This window comes from Stenotrophomonas sp. 05L414_2, assembly GCF_056397905.1.
In genome coordinates this window covers 1-17,362 of the sequence record NZ_JBFTOJ010000016.1, presented here as the reverse complement: position 1 = coordinate 17,362, position 17,362 = coordinate 1, and the positions used below count along the sequence as shown (strand labels likewise).

Here is a 17,362-nt window from a genome sequence, read left to right as displayed (position 1 = left end):
GTTGGCATGTACCAGGGCCTCGCCGTCACACCCCTGCGGCGCGCTTCCAGAAGGCCTGTACCAGCGGCGGCCACTTGCCTACGCAGCCCAGCGCGCGGCCACGCGCCAGGGTCAGGTGCATCTCGTCGTTGGAGAACAGCCGGTTGATCGCGTCGAAGCTGTAGGCGGCGATCTGGTTGTCGCTGCGACGCTCACGCGCCCAGCGCTGCACGCGCTGCGGCGACAACCGGGGTTGTCCACGCCGTTCGGCCGACGGCGCCAGCCAGTGCTGCAGGGCGGCGACATCGCGCAGGCCAAGATTGACGCCCTGCCCGGCCAGCGGATGCACCACGTGGGCGGCATCGCCCAGCGCCAGCACGCGACCGGCCACGTAGTGGCGGGCCAGCTGCCGGCGCAGCGGGAAGGCTGCGCGCGGCGAGGCCAGCCGCAGTTCACCCAGGCGCGCGGCGAAAGCGCGGGTCAGTTCACGATTGAATGCGTCTTCGTCCAGGGCCAGTACGCGTGCGGCCTCGTCGTCGGGCAATGTCCAGACGATGGAACTGCGGCGCTCGGCCACCGGCAACAGCGCCAGCGGACCGGTCGGCAGGAAGCGCTGCCAGGCCGTGGCCTGGTTGGGCAGCTCGCTGTCCACATAGGCGACTACACCGCGCTGCTGATAGTCGTGGCGTTCAACGTCGATCCCGGCCAGTCCGCGCAGGGTCGATTCAGCACCGTCGGCAGCCACCGCCAGCGCGGCTTCGACGCGACGACCATCATCCAGGCGCAGGCGCACAGCGTGCTCGTCCTGTTCAAGCGCTTCCACGCGCGCCGGGCAATGCAGCTCCACGCCAGCTGCCGGCAGCGCCGCCCACAAGCGATCCTGCAGCAAGCCGTTCTCGACGATGAAACCCAGCTCGCGACGGCCGAAGCGATCGGCGTCGAACAGCAGGTCGTCGCCACCGCCCGCGTCCCACACCTGCATGCGCCGGTATGGCCAGGCGCGTGCCTGGGCGATCGTCGGCCACACGCCGAGACGCTCAAGCAACTGCACGTTGTCGGCGGCGAAGGCGAACACCCGCAGATCCGGCTGTGCGGCCTGCCATGGTGCCGGTTCACGCCCTTCCACCAGCGTTACGGCAAGGCCGGCATCGGCCAGCGCCAGCGCACAGGCGGCGCCGACCACACCGCCGCCCACAATGGCCACGTCCAGGCGTGCGCGCCGGTTCATGCGGCTTCTCCACGGCACAGGCGCGGCACATCGCCACGGAAGCCCATCGCACCACCAACCAGCATCGACTGCACCGAGGCGCGCTGTGCGGCCACCAGGCCCAGGCTGCGCAGGGGGCGCAGCAGCGGCGCCGGATTGCTGGTCAGCCGGGCAAGACCGCCGGAGAACGCCACCGTCTGCCGTCGATCTTCTTCGCGGCGGTCCACGTAGGATCGCAACAGTGCATCGCTGCCGGCATCGCCCTCCACTTCCAGCAGCTCGGCCAACGTCAATGCGTCGCGCAGGCCGAGGTTGAAACCCTGCGCACCCAGCGGGTGGATGGTCTGCGCGGCATTGCCCAGCAGCACCGTGCGCTCCCCCACCAGCGCGCGCGCCAGTACCTGGATCAGCGGATAGGCACTGCGCGGGCCGGAGTCGAGCAGGCGGCCCGCCCGCCAGCCGATGGCCTGCTGCAGGCGCTGCAGCCAGGCGGTGTCGTCCAGCGCCATCACCGCCTCTGCCTGGTCACGGGCAACCCCGTGCACGGTGCCGAAATGGCGGTCGCCACGCGGCAGCAACGCCGTCGGGCCGGTATCGGTGAAACGCTCCCAGGCGGTGCCATCGGGCGCGCGCTGGCTGCGCACGCGGGCCACGAACAGCGTCTGCTGGAAGTCGTGGCGATCAACGTCGATGCCCAACGCATCGCGCACGCCGCTGCTGGTGCCGTCGGCACCGACCACCAGCCGCGCCAGCAGCACCCGCTCGCCACTGTCATCGGCCACCCGCACCTGGCGGTAGCCGTCAATCACCTCGCCCAGGCCAAGGAAACGCATCGGCCGGTAGCGGCGCAGCCGTGACAACTCCTGCAGCCGGCTTTCCAGCGCCTGGCCGAAATCACGCGCCACCACCACCTGGCCGAACCATGGCCGGTCGTACTCTGCGGCATCGAGCTGCACACGGCCGAAATCGCCGGCGCGGCTGACATGGATGCGGCGGATCGGGCCGGGGGCCATCGACAGCTTCTGCATGACCCCCAGCGCGGTCAGCGCGTTGATCGTGGCGGCGGCAAAACTGAGGTTGCGCTGGTCGAACACCGCCGGCAGTTCCCCGGCCGGGCTGGCTTCGAGCAGGCCCACGTCGCGGCCCAGGCGGTCCAGGGCGATGGCCAGGCTGGCACCCACCAGACCGCCACCGACGATCAGCACGTCATGTCGTTCACTCATGGGCGCATGATACGCGCTCGCCGCGCCGGCATGCCCCACGCCGCCCCGCCTGCGCCAAGCGCCGCGCCGGGCTAGAATGAAACCTGAATCCGCTCCGGCCCACCGCCATGTCCGACTCCGCCCCCCGCGCCTTCGTCCTGTCAGTGCTCGTGCTGTTGCTGGCTGCGACCCGCGTCAATCACTTCGCGGCAATCCCTGACGCCTCTTGGGCGGTGTTCTTCATCGGCGGCTTCTATCTCGCCCGCTGGACCCGCTGGGCGTTCCCGCTGCTGATGGTGTTCGCGGTGCTGGTCGACTGGATCGTGATCCGCAGCAGCGGCCTCGACTTCTGGCAGCACTACTGCGTATCGCCGGGCTACTGGCTGCTGTTGCCGGCCTACTTCGCGATGTGGGCCGGTGGCATGTTGCTGGGCCGCAACTACCGCAGCGCGCAGTGGTCGGTGCTGGGCAAGGGTGCCTTGCTGCTGGTGGCGTCGGTGGCGCTGTGCCATCTGCTGGCGCAGGGCGGTTTCTACTGGACCAGCCAGAACGTGGCCGAGCCGACCGTGGCCGGATGGGCACAGAACTACGCCCAGTGGTTCGGCCCCTACCTGCGCACCACTGCGATCTACGTGGCCTTGGCCGCCGCACTGCAGCTGGCCGTGGAGCAGGTGCTCAAGCTCCTGCAGGCCCGCCGCGACATCCACCACTGAGCCACGCCATGGGTCATCGCCTCTCGCGCATCTACACCCGCACCGGCGACGACGGCAGCACCGGCCTGGGTGACGGCAGCCGGGTCGGCAAGGATGACCTGCGTGTTGCGTCCTATGGCACCGTCGATGAAGCCAACGCCACGCTCGGCCTGTTGTTGGCCGTGCCGCTGCCGGAGGACGTCCGCGCGCTGGTGGTGCACCTGCAGCACCAGCTGTTCGATCTGGGCGCCGAACTGTGCATTCCCGGCCATGCCGCCATCCACGCCGCTGATGTGTCGGCGCTGGAACAGCAGCTGGACCACTACAACGCCGACCTGCCGATGCTGAAGGAGTTCATCCTGCCGGCCGGTGGCGAGGCCGCCGCGCGCTGCCACCTGGCGCGCACCGTGGTCCGCCGCGCCGAGCGCGACACGGTCGCCCTGGCCCGCGTGGAACCGGTACGCAGCGAGGCGCTGCAGTACCTCAACCGGCTGTCAGACCTGCTGTTCGTGCTGGCCCGGGTGCTGGCACGGGCCGATGGCCACGGCGAAGCGCTGTGGCAACCACAGCATCGCCAGCGCTGAGCCGCCGTGCTGGTCTTCACCCATCCCGCCTGCCTGCTGCACGATCCGGGCCCTGGCCATCCTGAATGCCCGCAACGCCTGCAGGTGGTGCTCGACGCGCTGCACGAGGCCTTCCCCGGCCAACTGGATTGGCGCGAACCGCCGCCGGCCAAGTTCGGTGAACTGACCCGGGTCCACGACAGCGCGCTGCTGGATCTGGTACTGCAACCGCAGAGCGCACCGCTGCGCCAGCTGGACATGGACACCTGGACCTCGCCGGGCTCGGCCAGCGCCGCGGTGCACGCCGCCGGCGCAGGTGTCGCGGCCGTCGATGCGGTGATGCTGGGCGAGGATCCGCTGGCCTTCTGCGCGGTGCGCCCGCCCGGCCACCATGCCACCAGCAGCACCGCGATGGGCTTCTGCCTGCTCAACAACATCGCCATCGCCGCCGCCTACGCCCGCGACCGCCACGGTCTGGAGCGGATCGCAGTGGTCGACTTCGACGTCCACCACGGCAACGGCACCCAGGACATCTTCCAGCACGACGCACGGGTGTCCTACTACAGCACCCACCAGGCCGGGCTGTTCCCCGAGTCCGGCCTGCGCCGTGACCGCGGTGCCGGCAACCTGATGAACATCCTGCTGCCGCCCGGCAGTGGCGGCTTCCGCTTCCGCAACGTCTGGGCCGACGAGATGCTGCCGGCGATCGACGACTTCCGCCCCCAGCTGCTGCTGATCTCGGCAGGCTTCGACGCCCACCTGCGCGACCCGCAGGCCGACCTGATGCTGGAGACCGACGATTTCGCCTGGATCACCCGCGAACTGCACGCGCTGGCACGCCGCCATGCCGCCGGCCGGGTGGTGTCGATGCTGGAGGGAGGATACGACCTGCAGGCCTTGGCCGAGTGCAGCGTGGCCCACCTGCAGGCACTGATCGACACGCCCTCCGGCAACGGGCCTGGATGAACCCGAACCGGCAACCCGGGGAGGCCTTCATTGCCCCTATGCAAGGGATGGGGCAAGCTACCGTCCGTTTTCGCCCGAATCCGAACCGCGTGCGCCGAGCCCTCCGCCTGCTTCCCCTGCCCCTGAGCATCGCCGTCTGCCTTCCGGCATGGGCTGATGACAAGCCGCTCAACTGGGGCCTTTGCCCGGCCACCGACGTGATCCCTGCGTTCACCGACGCACCGACCCCGGTGCCCGGCCAGGACAAGGCTGCCGCCAGCGCTGCGCGCGAACAGCAGCCCACCGACATCGAGGGCGACCAGCTGCTGGGCACCACCACCGTGCCGCAGTACCAGGGCAACGTGGCGCTGCGCCGGGGCGACCAGTTCGTGGGCACCGACAAGCTCAGCTTCGATACCGAAAGCGGCAACTATGTCGCCGACGGCAACGTCCGTTACCAGGATGCCTCGATCCGGATGGTCGCCAAGCGCGCCGAGGGCAACCAGGAAAGCGACACCCACAAGATCACCGACATCCAGTACCAGCTGGTGTCCCGCCGCGGCAACGGTGAAGCCGAATCGGTCGACCTGCAGGGCGCGGTCGGGCAGATGCACCGCTCCACCTACACCACCTGCGACCCGTCGCAGCCGGTATGGAAGCTGACCGCCCCGGAGATCGAAGTCGACAACGACGAAGGCTTCGGCACCGCCCGCAACGCGGTGCTGCGGATCGGCAAGGTGCCGGTGCTGTGGGCGCCCTACTTCAAGTTCCCGATCGATGACCGGCGCAAGACCGGCCTGCTGTTCCCGCAGCTGGGCATGTCCGGCCGCAACGGTTTCGACTACGCACAGCCGATCTACTTCAACCTGGCGCCGAACTACGACGACACGTTGACCCCGCGCTACATGAGCCGGCGCGGCCTGATGCTCGACAACGAGTTCCGCTACCTCTACAACGGCGGCCGCGGTGAACTGATCACTGCGTTCATGCCCAACGACAAGCTGCGCGACCGCGATCGCGGCCAGGTGATATTCGGTGGCTACCACAACGTGGACAGCCACTGGCAGGCCCGCGCCAACCTGGCCTGGGTCAGCGACGAGCGCTACGTGGAAGACTTCGCCAATCGCCTGGTGGGCGTCACCGCGTCGAACCTGCAGAGCACGGTCGGCCTGTACGGCACCGGCAAGAACTGGACGGCCGGCATCATGGCCGACCGCTGGCAGCTGACCGACTACACGCTTGACGAGCGCGCACTGCCGTACAACCGCCAGCCGCGCCTGTACCTCAACTGGGACAAGCCGCTGCTGCCGTGGCTGGAGACCGGCGTCTACGCCGAGGCCGTGCGCTTCACCCACGACGACATCAACTTCAAGTACGGCGCCGAGGCCGGTCCCGACCTGCAGTACACGCGCAACGGCCAGACCCAGCGCATGTATGGTGGCTCACGCCTGGATGTGAAGCCCTATGTGTCGTTCCCGATCAGCGGCGCGTCCTGGTACATCACCCCGACCCTGGCCTACCGCTACACCGGTTACGAGCTGGACCGCGGGCTGGCCGATGCCACCCGCAGGAGCATCCTGGTCTCGCAGGGCATCGACCCGAACACGGCCACTCCGGAACAGCTTCGCGGAAATACCTCGCCCAGCCGCAGCCTGCCGATCGCCAGCCTCGATGCCGGCCTGTTCTTCGACCGTGAGACGAAGATCGGTGGCAAGTCGTTCCTGCAAACCCTGGAACCGCGCCTGTTCTACCTGCGCACGCCCTACCGCAACCAGGACGAGCTGCCGATCTTCGATACCCGCGACTTCACCTTCAGCTGGGGCCAGCTGTTCCGCGATTCGCGCTATACCGGCGCCGATCGCCAGAACGACGCCAACCAGCTGACTCTGGCGCTGGGTACCCGCTTCATCGACCAGACCACCGGCAAGGAGCGTTTCTCGGCCTCCATCGGCCAGATCCAGTACTTCGACGAGTCGCGGGTGAGCGTGGTCCCCGGTGGCGCGCCGGTTGAAAAGGGCAAGTCGGCCTGGATCGCCGACGGCAACTACATGATCAACGACCGCTGGACCCTGGGCGCCACCTATCAGTGGGACCCCAAGTACAAGCGCGAGGATCTGGCCAGCGTGCGTGCCCGCTACCTGATGTCCAACGACGGCGTGGTCAACCTGACCTACCGCTACCGCATCAATTCCGGCGCCCCGGCCACCGCCAACAAGCATGACCGCACCCTGCTGGAACAGGCCGACCTGTCGTTCCTGTACCCGCTGAACGAGCGCTGGAGCCTGGTCGGCCGCTACTACTACTCGATCCAGGACAAGGAACCGCTGGAGATCATCGGTGGCGTACAGTGGGACAGCTGCTGCCTGGCCGTTCGCGCCGTGGCCCGCCGCTACGTGCGCAACCGCGAAGGCGAAATGAACAACTCCATCCAGCTCGAGTTCGTGCTCAAGGGCTTGAGCTCCCTCGGCCAGGACACGGACCGCACTTTGCGCCGTGCTATCCTCGGCTACAACCGCGACGACCTCTATCTCGTGCCGCCCAGCAACACCGGAGCGACCCGCGATGACTACGATCCGAATCAGATCCCATGACCAAGAGCTTCCCCGTTCTCCTCGCATCGCTTCTGGCGGTGTCCAGCGTGTCCGCCCCCCTGCAGGTTCTTGCGCAGGAGGCCCAGCCGTTGGATCGCATCGCTGCTGTCGTCGATGAGGACGTGATCCTGCAGAGCGAGCTCCAGCGTGCGATCGCCAACATCAAGGCGCAGTACGCCGGCCGCGAGGCCCAGCTGCCGCCCGATGACGTGCTCAGCCGCCAGGTGCTCGAGCGCTTGGTGCTGGTCAAGCTGCAGGTGGCCCGTGCCCAGGGCAGCGGCATCCGTGTCAGCGACCAGGAACTGACCCAGGCGATGAATGCCATCGCCCAGCAGAACGGCTCGACCCTGGATGCCCTGCGCCAGCGCCTGGCCAGTGACGGTATCGATTTCAACGATTTCCGCGCCTCGGTGCGTGACGAGATCACCGTGCAGCGCCTGCGCCAGAGCTTCGCGCAGAGCCGCATCAGCGTCAGCGAAGGCGAGGTCGATGCTGCCCTGAAGCAGCAGGCCGATGCCGGCAACCAGTTCCACCTCGCACACATCCTGGTCGCCCTGCCCGACGGTGCCAGCGCCGAGCAGATCGCCACCGGCCAGAAGAAGGCTGATGGCGTGAAGGCCCTGCTGGACAAGGGCGAACTGGACTTCAATGCGGCGGCCGTGCGCTATTCCGACAGCCCCAATGCACTGGAAGGCGGCGACCTCGGCTGGCGCACCCTGGATGAAATCCCGGCCGCGTTCGCACAGACGATGCAGCAGATGAAGCCCGGCGAAGTGGTCGGCCCGATCCGTGGCCCGAGCGGCTTCCAGCTGCTGAAGCTGGTGGAAGTGCGTGACGCCAGCGCGGCGGCAGGCACCCACACGGTCACCGAGTACCACGGCCGCCATATCCTGGTGCGCGTGGACGATGCCCAGTCCGACGCCGCCGCCAAGGCCAAGATCGACACCCTGCGTGCGCGTATTGCCGGCGGTGCCGACTTCCAGCAGGTGGCCAAGGAATCGTCCGAGGACACCAACAGCAAGGGCCAGGGCGGCGATCTGGGCTGGTTCCCGGCCGACGCGTTCGGCCCGGCCTTCGGCCAGCAGGTGGCAGGCATCCAGGACGGCGGCGTAAGCCAGCCGTTCCGCACCGATGCGGGCTGGCACATCGTGCAGCGCGTGGGCACCCGCCAGACCGACGTCGGCAGTGACAACCAGCGCGCCCAGGTCCGCGAGACCATCGGTCGCCGCAAGCTGGAAGACGAGTACAACCGCTTCCTGCAGGAGCTGCGTGGCGAAGCCTACGTCAGCTTCCGCAGCGGTGACCGGGCGGAAAATACCGCCACGCCTCCGCAGTCCTGAGCCATGCTCCCCGAGCTCGCTCTGGTACCGGGCGAGCCCGCCGGGATCGGCCCGGAACTGTGTGTCCGACTGGTCCAGCAGCCGCGCGATGATTGCCGGCTGCTGGCATTCGCCGATCCGGACACCCTGCGCGCGGCCGCAGCCGCGCTGGATCTGCCCCTGCAACTGCTGCCCGAGGACGCACACGCACGCGTCCCCGGCGATCTGCGCCTGCGCGCCGTCGCCAACAGCGCCCCCAGCCGTTTCGGCCATACCGACCCTGCCAATGCAGGTGCGGTGATCGGTGCCCTGCTCGGTGCGGGCCAGGCCTGCCTGTCCGGTGAACTGCACGGCGTGGTGACCGGCCCGGTGCACAAGGCGGTGATCAACCAGGGCGGCATCGCCTACAGCGGCACCACCGAACTGCTGGCCGACCAGGCCGGTGTGAAGGTGGTGATGATGCTGGCCAACGACATCGTCCGCGTTGCCCTGGCTACGACCCACCTGCCGCTGCGTGAGGTTGCCGATGCGATCACCGCGCCCGGCCTGGAACACACCCTGCGCACCGTGCATGCCGCGCTGCGCCGCGAGTTCGGCCTGCCCGCACCGCGCATCGCCGTGCTTGGCCTGAACCCGCACGCCGGCGAAGACGGTCACCTCGGTCGCGAGGAACTGGATCTGGTCATCCCGCTGCTGCAGCGCCTGCGCAGCGAGGGCATGGACCTGATCGGTCCGCTGCCGGCCGATACCGCGTTCCTGCCCGCCAAGCTGGCCGGCTTCGACACCGTGCTGGCCATGTACCACGACCAGGGCCTGCCGGTGCTGAAGTACTCCGGCTTCGAGCAGGCGGTGAACCTGACCCTGGGCCTGCCCTATCCGCGCGTGGCGGTGGACCACGGCACCGCGCTGGATCTTGCCGGCCGCGGCATTGCCGATCCTTCCAGCCTGCAGGCCGCCACAACGCTGTGTGCGCGGCTGGCGCGGCAACGTACACTGAGCACATGACTTCCCCGCATTCCCCCTCCGGCCCGGTGTTTTCCGCCCCGGCCAAGAAGCAGCTCGGCCAGCACTTCCTTGCCGACCGCTACTACATCGACAAGATCGTGATGGCGGTCAATCCCAAGGACGGCGACCGCCTGGTCGAGATCGGCCCGGGCCAGGGTGCGATCACCCTGCCGCTGCTGCGCGTGCACCCGAAGATGACGGTGATCGAGTTCGACCGCGACCTGATCGCGCCGTTGACCGCCGCCGCCGAGCCCCTGGGTGAACTGACCATCGTCAACCGCGACGTGCTGCGGGTCGATTTCACCGAGCTGGCCGACGGACAGCCGATCCGCCTGGTCGGCAACCTGCCCTACAACATCTCCTCGCCCATCCTGTTCCATGCACTGGAACATGCTGCGGTGGTCTCGGACATGCACTTCATGCTGCAGAAGGAAGTGGTCGAYCGCATGGCTGCCGGTCCCGGCAGCAAGGTGTTCGGCCGCCTCAGCGTGATGCTGCAGGCCTACTGCGAGGTGACCTCGCTGTTCGTGGTGCCGCCGGGTGCGTTCAGGCCGCCGCCGAAGGTCGATTCGGCCGTGGTGCGCCTGGTACCGCGCGACCCGGCCAGCATCGACATCAAGGACCACAAGCGCTTCGCCGAGGTGGTCAAGGCCGCCTTCGGCCAACGCCGCAAGACCCTGCGCAATGCCCTGAACAACGTGGTCAGCGCCGAGCAGTTCGTGGCCGCCGGCGTGCGCCCCGATGCCCGCGCCGAACAGCTGGACGTGGCTGAATTCATCGCTTTGGCCAATGCCACCTGATTACACTGCCGGTATGGAAGACGCTGACGTTTATGCCATCTCCGTCGAAGTCGCCCCGCGCTTCCTCGACGACCAATCCGCGCCGGAAGACGGTCGTTATGCGTTCGCCTATACGATCCGCATCCACAACCAGGGCCGCGTTGCCGCGCGCCTGGTCGCACGCCACTGGCGCATCACCGATGCCAATGGCCGCGTCGAGCATGTCGATGGCGATGGCGTGATCGGCGAACAGCCGCGACTGCGTCCGGGTGAAGACTTCCATTACACCTCGGGTGTCATGCTCGGCACCGAGCACGGCACGATGCAGGGCCATTACGACATGGTGGCCGACGACGGCACCGAATTCGCCGCGCCGGTCGCACCCTTCGTGCTGGCCATCCCGCGCACCCTGCACTGACACGGAGGCCGAACGATGAGTGTATGGGCGATCGGCGACCTGCAAGGCTGCTATGACGTAACCCAGCGCCTGCTGGAGAAGATCCGGTTCGATCCGGCGCAGGACACCCTGTGGTTCTGCGGCGACCTGGTCAACCGCGGTGGACAGTCACTGGAAACCCTGCGGCTGGTGCATTCGCTGCGCGAACACAGCGTGGTGGTGCTCGGCAACCACGACCTTTCCCTGCTGGCCGTCGGTGCGCGCACCGAGGAAGAGCAGCGCAAGGTCAACCCGGACCTGCTGCGCATCGTCCAGGCCGAAGACCGCGATGTGCTGCTGGACTGGCTGCGCCTGCAGAAGCTGGTGCACGTGGACCGCGAGCTTGGCTGGATGATGGTGCATGCCGGCCTGGCGCCGAAGTGGACCACGCAGATGGCCGAGAAGCATGCGGCCGAAGTGGAAGTGCAGCTGCACGGCGCCGGCTACCGCAAGCTGTTCCGCAACATGTACGGCGACAAGCCCAGCTGGGCGCCGAACCTGACCGGCTACGAGCGCTCGCGGGCGATCATCAACGTGCTCACGCGCATGCGCTACTGCACCTCGCGCGGCCGCATCGGCATCGAGGACAAGGGCACGCCGGGCACCCAGGAACAGGGGCTGTATCCCTGGTTCGAAGTGCCGGGCCGGGTCGAACGCGACCTGAAGGTGGTCTGCGGCCACTGGTCCGCGCTCGGCCTGACCATCACCCAGGGCATCCACGCGATCGACACCGGTGCCGTGTGGGGTGGCAAGCTCACCGCGATCCAGCTCGACACCGATGAGCTGCGCGTGGTGCAGGTACCGGGACGCGACGTACCGGCACCGGTCGCCAACGCGCGGCCGCCCGCGCGACCGGCACACGAGCGCACGGCAGGCAAGGACAACAGCCAGGGCAACGGCAACGCTGCAACGGCTGGCGCCCCGGGCAACCGTGGTCCGCGCCGGCGCCGCCGCCGTGGTGGTGGTGGCGGTGGTGGCAACAACAACGGAACGCCTCCTTCGGCATGACGCCCGGCAACCGCGCACCATGGACGGTGCTGCTGCTGACGCTGGCCCTGGCCAGCGGCTGCCAGCCCTCATCGTCGCCAGCGACTGCCGGCGCCGACGCTACCGCCGCCCCTGCATCAGCTCCTRCACCTTCGCCGCCGCTGGTCGCTGCCGCACGCGCACAGATCGGCGTCACCACCCGCTACGACCCTGCCTATCAGGTACTGGCCTACCCCGGTGGCGACGTGCCCGCTGATCGCGGCGTATGCACCGACGTGGTGGTCCGCGCCCTGCGTACGCAGGGGCTGGACCTGCAGGTCCGCGTGAACGAAGACATGCGCGCTGATTTCAGCGCCTATCCGGCCCTCTGGGGCCTGTCGCGACCGGATCGGAACATCGACCACCGGCGCGTGCCCAACCTGATGCGCTGGTTCGACCGCCACGGCTGGCAGCAACCGATCAGTGCCCTTCCCAGCGACTTCGCTGCCGGCGACATCGTGGCCTGGAAGCTCAACGGCAACGGCCTGCTGCACGTAGGCATCGTTTCCGACCGGCGCTTGGCCTACGGCACGCCGCTGGTACTGCACAACATCGCGCGCGGTACGCGGGAAGAGAACCTGCTGTTCCAGCACACCATCATCGGCCACTACCGGATGCCGTAGAACGATCCTGTAGAGCCGAGCACGGCCGGGCTCTACAGGACGCCGCGCTCAGCGGCGGACGTAATGCACGAAGCGGAACGCGTAGGCGTGACGCTCATCGGCCGCGTGCGGCTCACTGGCCACCTCCTGCCAGAAGCGCTCATCCACCTCCGGGAAATGGGTATCGGCCGGTACTTCGGCATCCACCCAGGTCAGGTACAGATCACTGGCCTGGTCCAGCAGCTGGCGGAAGATCTCGCCGCCACCAATGATGCACAGCTCGCTGGCGCCCTCGCCCTCTGCAATCGCTTTCGCCTCGTCCAGCGAGGCCACCGCGCGCATGCCCTCGAACGGCACCTGGCCGCTGCGGGTCAGCACCAGGTTCGTTCGGCCGGGCAGCACGCGGCCAATCGATTCGGCGGTCCTGCGCCCCATCAGGATCGGCTTGCCCAGGGTCAACGCCTTGAAGTGCCTGAAGTCGTCCGGCAGGTGCCAGGGCATGGCGTTGCCCTGGCCGATGCCACGATTGCGATCCAGTGCAACGATCATCGAAAGTTTCATGGTGCGGCCTCCTCAGCCGGCGTCGATCTGCAGGCGTGTACAGGCCTCGTTGGCGGCACTGGCCGCGCGCAGCGCCGCAGCCAGCGCCGGGTTCGACGTGGAATTCTCGTCCAGGCCTTCGAGGATCCTGTCCATCTGCGCGTCCTCGATCTCCTTCAGGCCCGGTCCCGACAGGATGTCCCTGGACAGCGTGGCAACGTCGGTGCTGCCGCTGCGCGCCAGGAATCCCTGCAGATCCTTGCTGGAATAGACCACCGCCAGGCGCTGCTCAAGCTCATGCTGATAGGCGGGTTCTTCGATGCCAGCCTTCAGGTGTTCGGCCATCGCCGCGTACATGCCGGTCACCGCTTCGCGCATCTGTGCCTGGCAGCCGGCCGGCATGTCGCTGGGCAGTGGCGCGCTGCCATCGAGCGTCCGGACGAAGCGCTGCAATTCCCCGCGCATGTGCTTGTGCACGATCTGCTCGTTGACCTGCCGGGCCAATGCGAGGGTGTCTGCAGGCGCCGCCTGCACCAGGCTCAGCGGCGCCAGGCCAGCCAACGCCAGCAGCGCCGCAACGCGTGGGCGCGCGCTCATACCGCCACCGGCGCCTTGATCGCCGGATGCGGATCGTAGCCATCAATGCGGATGTCATCGAACTGGAAGCCGAACAGATCGGTCACCTCCGGGTTCAACCACAGCGTCGGCAGCGCGCGCGGTTCACGCGACAGCTGCTCGCGGGCCTGCTCGAAGTGGTTCGAATACAGGTGCGCGTCGCCCAGCGTGTGCACGAAATCGCCGACGCCCAGGCCGGTGGCCTGGGCCACCATGTGGGTCAGCAGTGCGTAGCTGGCGATGTTGAACGGTACGCCGAGGAAGATGTCGCCACTGCGCTGGTACAGCTGGCAGCTGAGCTTGCCGTCGACCACGTAGAACTGGAACAGGTTGTGGCACGGCATCAACGCCATCTGCGAGAGCTCGCCCACGTTCCAGGCACTGACCACCAGCCGCCGCGAATCCGGATTACGCTTGATCTCGTCCACCAGCCACTGCATCTGGTCGATCTGGCCGCCGTCGGCCGTGGCCCAGCTGCGCCACTGCTTGCCGTACACCGGGCCGAGGTCGCCGTTCTCGTCGGCCCACTCGTCCCAGATGCGCACCTGGTTGTCCTTGAGGTAACCGATGTTGGTATCGCCCTTCAGGAACCACAGCAGCTCGTGGATGATCGAGCGCAGGTGCAGCTTCTTGGTGGTGACCAGCGGGAAGCCGTCGTTGAGGTTGAAGCGCATCTGCCAGCCGAACACGCTGCGGGTGCCGGTACCGGTGCGGTCGCTCTTCTCCGCGCCGTGTTCGAGCACGTGCGAGAGCAGGTCCAGGTAGGCCTTCATGCCCTGCCCTCCGCCGTCACCAGCGGCTGCGGCTGCAGCACCGGCGCGCGGCGCGACATCACCAGCAGCACCAGGCCGAAGGCGATCAGCGGCACGCACAGGATCTGGCCCTTGGTCAGCCAGCCGAAGGCCACGTAGACGCCGTTGTCGGGCATGCGCACGAACTCGACGGCGAAGCGGAAGATGCCATACAGCAGCGCGAACAGGCCGSCRATGASRTAGCGRTGGCGCGGCKTGGCCGACACCGTCCACAACACCGCGAACATCACCAGCCCTTCCAGCAGCGCTTCATACAGCTGCGACGGATGGCGCGCGAACTGGTTGAGCGCACCGCTGGCGAACTGCGACTGCAGGGTGGCGTGGTCGAGCTGGTTCAACGGTGCCGGCAGGCCGGAAGGGAACACCACGCCCCAGCTGCCGTCGGTGTACTTGCCCCACAGCTCGGCGCCGATGAAGTTGCCGATGCGGCCAAAGCCCAGGCCCAGCGGCACCAGCGGCGCCATGAAATCCATGGTGTCGAAGAAGTGCAGCGCATGCTTGCGCGACCACCACCAGCAGGCCGCGATCACGCCGAGCAGGCCACCGTGGAAGCTCATGCCGCCATCCCACACCTTGAACAGCAGCAACGGGTTGTGCAGGAAATCGCCCAGCGCGTAGAACAGCATGTAGCCGATGCGCCCGCCCAGCACTACGCCGAGCATGGCGTAGAACAGCAGGTCGGAGAAGCCGTTGGCATCGACGCCCGGCAGGCGCCCGTCCGCGATCCGCTTGCGCCCCAGCAGCCAGGCGGCGGTGAAGCCGAGCAGGTACATGATGCCGTACCAGTGCACCTTGATCGGTCCCAACGAGAGGGCGATGGGGTCGATGTCGTGGAAATAGATCATGAAGGGCGCCTTGCAGGGATGCCGATATTCTAGCGCCGCCCGGGAGCGGCCTCGTGGTGGCCGCCATCGCCCGATTGCCGGGCTTCAGCCCAGGATCTGCGGCGTGTCCGGCAAGCCGTCCTGATCGGACCGCGCCGAGGCCGGAAAGTGCCCTTCCACCAGGGAGGAAACCTCGTCGATGGCATCGCGCAGCGCCGCCACCGGCTGCGCGCCGCGCAGGCCTTCGCGCAGATGCGTGCAGACCCGCTGCCACTGCTCGGGCGCGACCCGCCCGTGCAGGCCACGGTCGGCCACGATCTCGATGGCGTGGTCGGCCAGCAGCAGGTAGATCAGCACGCCGTTGTTGTGCGCGGTATCCCAGGTGCGCAGGCGCGCGAAGGCATGCTCGGCCGCCTGCCGCGGGGTGACCTTGTGCCACAGCGCATGCAGTGGCAGATCGGCCTCCACGGCAAACATCACCTGGCCGCCATGGCGCTGCTCGCCCGCGGCGATCGCCTCGGTGATCGCCTGCAGCGTGGCCGGCGGGAACGCCCGCCGTACCGATGGCGAAAACAGATGCCTGCACAGACGTTGGATCATCACCAGCCTCCCGACGCGCCGCCGCCGCCGGAACGGCCACCACCGCCGCCCCAGCCGCCGCCGCCGCCAAACCCACCCCCGCCGCCGAAGCCGCCGCCGCCCCAGCTACCGCCGCCCCAACCGCCACCGCCGGCGAAACGCCCCGGATGGCCGGACAACATCGCCACCACCAGGCCCACCACGCCGGCCAGGCCACTGGCCAGCAAGGTGGAAGTGAACAGGAAGGCGGCTACCGCCGCTCCAGCGCCACCCAGCAGGCCGCGCAGCGGACGCGGTACCCGCGAGAACACGCCGCGCAGGATGCTGCCGGCGAACACGCCGATGAACAACGCCAGGATCCAGGTATCACCGCCCCCGTCCGGGGCGCGTCCCTGCTGGCTGCTGACCGGCGCAGGCAGGGCTTCGCCGTCGATGATCCTCACCAGCACCGCCGTGGCCTCGGTGATGCCGCCGGCATAGTCATTGGCGCGGAAGCGTGGCACCAGGTATTCCTGGATCACCCGGTTGGCGATCGCGTCGGGAATCGCGCCTTCCAGGCCATAGCCCGGTTCGATGCGCACCCGCCGGTCGTCCTTGGCCACCACCAGCAGCACGCCGTCATCCACGCCCTTGCGACCGATCTGCCACTGGTCGAACACCCGGGTGGTGTACTGGGCGATGTCTTCCGGCTGCGTGGTCGGCACCACCAGCACCTGCATCTGGCTGCCCTTGCGCTGCTGCAGGTCCAGCGCCTGCTGCACCAGCGCCTGCTTCTGCGCGGCATCCAGCGTGCCGGTGGTGTCGACCACCGGCGAATCCAGCGCCGGAATCGGCGCCAGCGTCTGCGCCTGCACGGTCACCGGCAGCCACAGCAGCAGGGCCAGCAGTGTGGCGGCCAGGCGCATCGGTCAGTGGCCCGGAGCCGGGGCCGGCTGCTGCTGCGGCGCGTTGCCGAAATCAACCGCCGGCGCGTTGGAGATCTGCGCTTCGTTTTCCACGGTGAAGTTCGGCTTGGGCTGGTAGCCGAAGATCTTGGCGGTGATCAGCTGCGGGAACGAGCGGATGTAGGTGTTGTAGTCCTGGACCTGCTGGATGTAGCGGCCACGGGCAACGGTGATGCGGTTCTCGGTGCCTTCCAGCTGCGCCTGCAGGTCGCGGAAGTTCTGGTCGGACTTCAGCACCGGGTAGTTCTCGGTAACCACCAGCAGGCGCGACAGCGCGCTGCCCAGTTCGCCCTGGGCCTGCTGGAACTGCTTGAGCGAGGCTTCATCGTCGGCGTTGACGTTGATCTGGCCAACGCGCGAACGGGCGTTGGTGACTTCGGTCAGCACCCGTTCTTCCTGGCTGGCGAAACCTTTCACGGTCTGCACCAGGTTGGGCACCAGGTCGGCGCGGCGCTTGTACTGGTTGAGCACTTCGGACCAGCTGGCCTTGACCGCTTCGTCCTTCTGCTGGATGGCGTTGTAGCCGCAGCCGGACAGCAGGGAGGCCAGCAGCAACAATGGGATGAGGCGGGTCAACAGGCGCATGGCCAAGGCTCCGGGTGGACTGAGCGCCGAGCATGCCATGGTCGGTGTTAACGGACGTGTGGAGAGTGCCGGCCATCGGGCGCCGCCCCCTCCGCGGTGGTTATGTCTGCTGGATAT

The 17,362-nt window shown here is 68.0% G+C and carries 19 protein-coding genes; 10 read left to right on the top strand and 9 right to left on the bottom strand.

Features of this window, described 5'->3' with window-relative positions; genetic code table 11:
• Positions 1 to 25: 25 nt before the first annotated feature.
• Entirely contained in the window at positions 26 to 1,207 is a 1,182-nt protein-coding gene (locus tag AC1DJN_RS03930; protein WP_442252180.1) for a UbiH/UbiF family hydroxylase, read from the bottom strand.
• Positions 1,204 to 2,409, bottom strand: a complete 1,206-nt coding sequence (gene ubiH, locus AC1DJN_RS03925; RefSeq protein WP_154879417.1) for a 2-octaprenyl-6-methoxyphenyl hydroxylase — start codon at positions 2,407 to 2,409, stop codon at positions 1,204 to 1,206. The genes AC1DJN_RS03930 and ubiH overlap by 4 nt, the downstream gene beginning before the upstream one ends.
• 107 nt (positions 2,410 to 2,516) lie before the next feature.
• Between ubiH and AC1DJN_RS03920 the strand changes: the two genes are divergently transcribed.
• From AC1DJN_RS03920 to AC1DJN_RS03875, 10 genes are all read left to right on the top strand, one after another.
• A complete protein-coding gene (locus AC1DJN_RS03920; RefSeq protein ID WP_025877927.1) occupies positions 2,517 to 3,101 on the top strand; it encodes a hypothetical protein in 585 nt (194 codons plus the stop codon).
• Positions 3,102 to 3,109: 8 nt separating this feature from the next.
• Positions 3,110 to 3,664 carry a cob(I)yrinic acid a,c-diamide adenosyltransferase gene (locus AC1DJN_RS03915; protein WP_025877925.1) on the top strand — a complete coding sequence of 185 codons (555 nt, stop codon included), beginning with the start codon at positions 3,110 to 3,112 and terminating at the stop codon, positions 3,662 to 3,664.
• A gap of 6 nt (positions 3,665 to 3,670) precedes the next feature.
• Complete coding sequence (locus AC1DJN_RS03910) at positions 3,671 to 4,609, top strand: histone deacetylase family protein (RefSeq protein ID WP_313445967.1); 939 nt, start codon at positions 3,671 to 3,673, stop codon at positions 4,607 to 4,609.
• An 89-nt stretch (positions 4,610 to 4,698) separates the two neighbouring features.
• A complete protein-coding gene (lptD, locus tag AC1DJN_RS03905; protein WP_235189888.1) occupies positions 4,699 to 7,179 on the top strand; it encodes an LPS-assembly protein LptD in 2,481 nt (826 codons plus the stop codon).
• Complete coding sequence (locus AC1DJN_RS03900) at positions 7,176 to 8,519, top strand: peptidylprolyl isomerase (protein ID WP_032974943.1); 1,344 nt, start codon at positions 7,176 to 7,178, stop codon at positions 8,517 to 8,519. Before lptD ends, AC1DJN_RS03900 begins: the two co-directional genes overlap by 4 nt.
• Positions 8,520 to 8,522: 3 nt before the next feature.
• Positions 8,523 to 9,503, top strand: a complete 981-nt coding sequence (pdxA, locus tag AC1DJN_RS03895) for a 4-hydroxythreonine-4-phosphate dehydrogenase PdxA (protein ID WP_282280400.1) — start codon at positions 8,523 to 8,525, stop codon at positions 9,501 to 9,503.
• Complete coding sequence (rsmA, locus tag AC1DJN_RS03890) at positions 9,500 to 10,303, top strand: 16S rRNA (adenine(1518)-N(6)/adenine(1519)-N(6))-dimethyltransferase RsmA (RefSeq protein ID WP_025877916.1); 804 nt, start codon at positions 9,500 to 9,502, stop codon at positions 10,301 to 10,303. The genes pdxA and rsmA overlap by 4 nt, the downstream gene beginning before the upstream one ends.
• A 13-nt stretch (positions 10,304 to 10,316) precedes the next feature.
• Positions 10,317 to 10,700 (top strand): Co2+/Mg2+ efflux protein ApaG, encoded by a 384-nt coding sequence (apaG, locus tag AC1DJN_RS03885; protein ID WP_025877914.1) that lies wholly within the window; start codon positions 10,317 to 10,319, stop codon positions 10,698 to 10,700.
• Positions 10,701 to 10,715: 15 nt separating this feature from the next.
• Positions 10,716 to 11,726 (top strand): symmetrical bis(5'-nucleosyl)-tetraphosphatase, encoded by a 1,011-nt coding sequence (locus tag AC1DJN_RS03880; protein WP_033830390.1) that lies wholly within the window; start codon positions 10,716 to 10,718, stop codon positions 11,724 to 11,726.
• Positions 11,723 to 12,367: a DUF1287 domain-containing protein gene (locus AC1DJN_RS03875; protein WP_478038898.1), complete on the top strand. Its 645-nt coding sequence runs from the start codon at positions 11,723 to 11,725 to the stop codon at positions 12,365 to 12,367. Before AC1DJN_RS03880 ends, AC1DJN_RS03875 begins: the two co-directional genes overlap by 4 nt.
• A 48-nt stretch (positions 12,368 to 12,415) precedes the next feature.
• Here AC1DJN_RS03875 and AC1DJN_RS03870 read toward each other — a convergent pair whose 3' ends face one another.
• The 7 genes from AC1DJN_RS03870 to AC1DJN_RS03840 form a co-directional block, all read right to left on the bottom strand.
• Positions 12,416 to 12,907, bottom strand: coding sequence for a dihydrofolate reductase (locus tag AC1DJN_RS03870; RefSeq protein WP_442252177.1), 492 nt, complete (start codon positions 12,905 to 12,907; stop codon positions 12,416 to 12,418).
• A gap of 12 nt (positions 12,908 to 12,919) precedes the next feature.
• A complete protein-coding gene (locus tag AC1DJN_RS03865) occupies positions 12,920 to 13,483 on the bottom strand; it encodes a hypothetical protein (protein ID WP_032974939.1) in 564 nt (187 codons plus the stop codon).
• Positions 13,480 to 14,274 carry a thymidylate synthase gene (locus tag AC1DJN_RS03860; RefSeq protein WP_033830389.1) on the bottom strand — a complete coding sequence of 265 codons (795 nt, stop codon included), beginning with the start codon at positions 14,272 to 14,274 and terminating at the stop codon, positions 13,480 to 13,482. The genes AC1DJN_RS03865 and AC1DJN_RS03860 overlap by 4 nt, the downstream gene beginning before the upstream one ends.
• Positions 14,271 to 15,158, bottom strand: a complete 888-nt coding sequence (gene lgt / locus AC1DJN_RS03855) for a prolipoprotein diacylglyceryl transferase (RefSeq protein ID WP_478038897.1) — start codon at positions 15,156 to 15,158, stop codon at positions 14,271 to 14,273. Before lgt ends, AC1DJN_RS03860 begins: the two co-directional genes overlap by 4 nt.
• Before the next feature lie 84 nt (positions 15,159 to 15,242).
• Positions 15,243 to 15,737, bottom strand: coding sequence for a TPM domain-containing protein (locus AC1DJN_RS03850; protein ID WP_333622759.1), 495 nt, complete (start codon positions 15,735 to 15,737; stop codon positions 15,243 to 15,245).
• Entirely contained in the window at positions 15,737 to 16,621 is an 885-nt protein-coding gene (locus AC1DJN_RS03845; protein ID WP_033830385.1) for a TPM domain-containing protein, read from the bottom strand. Before AC1DJN_RS03845 ends, AC1DJN_RS03850 begins: the two co-directional genes overlap by 1 nt.
• Positions 16,622 to 16,624: 3 nt before the next feature.
• Entirely contained in the window at positions 16,625 to 17,245 is a 621-nt protein-coding gene (locus tag AC1DJN_RS03840) for a LemA family protein (RefSeq protein WP_025877902.1), read from the bottom strand.
• Positions 17,246 to 17,362 lie beyond the last annotated feature (117 nt).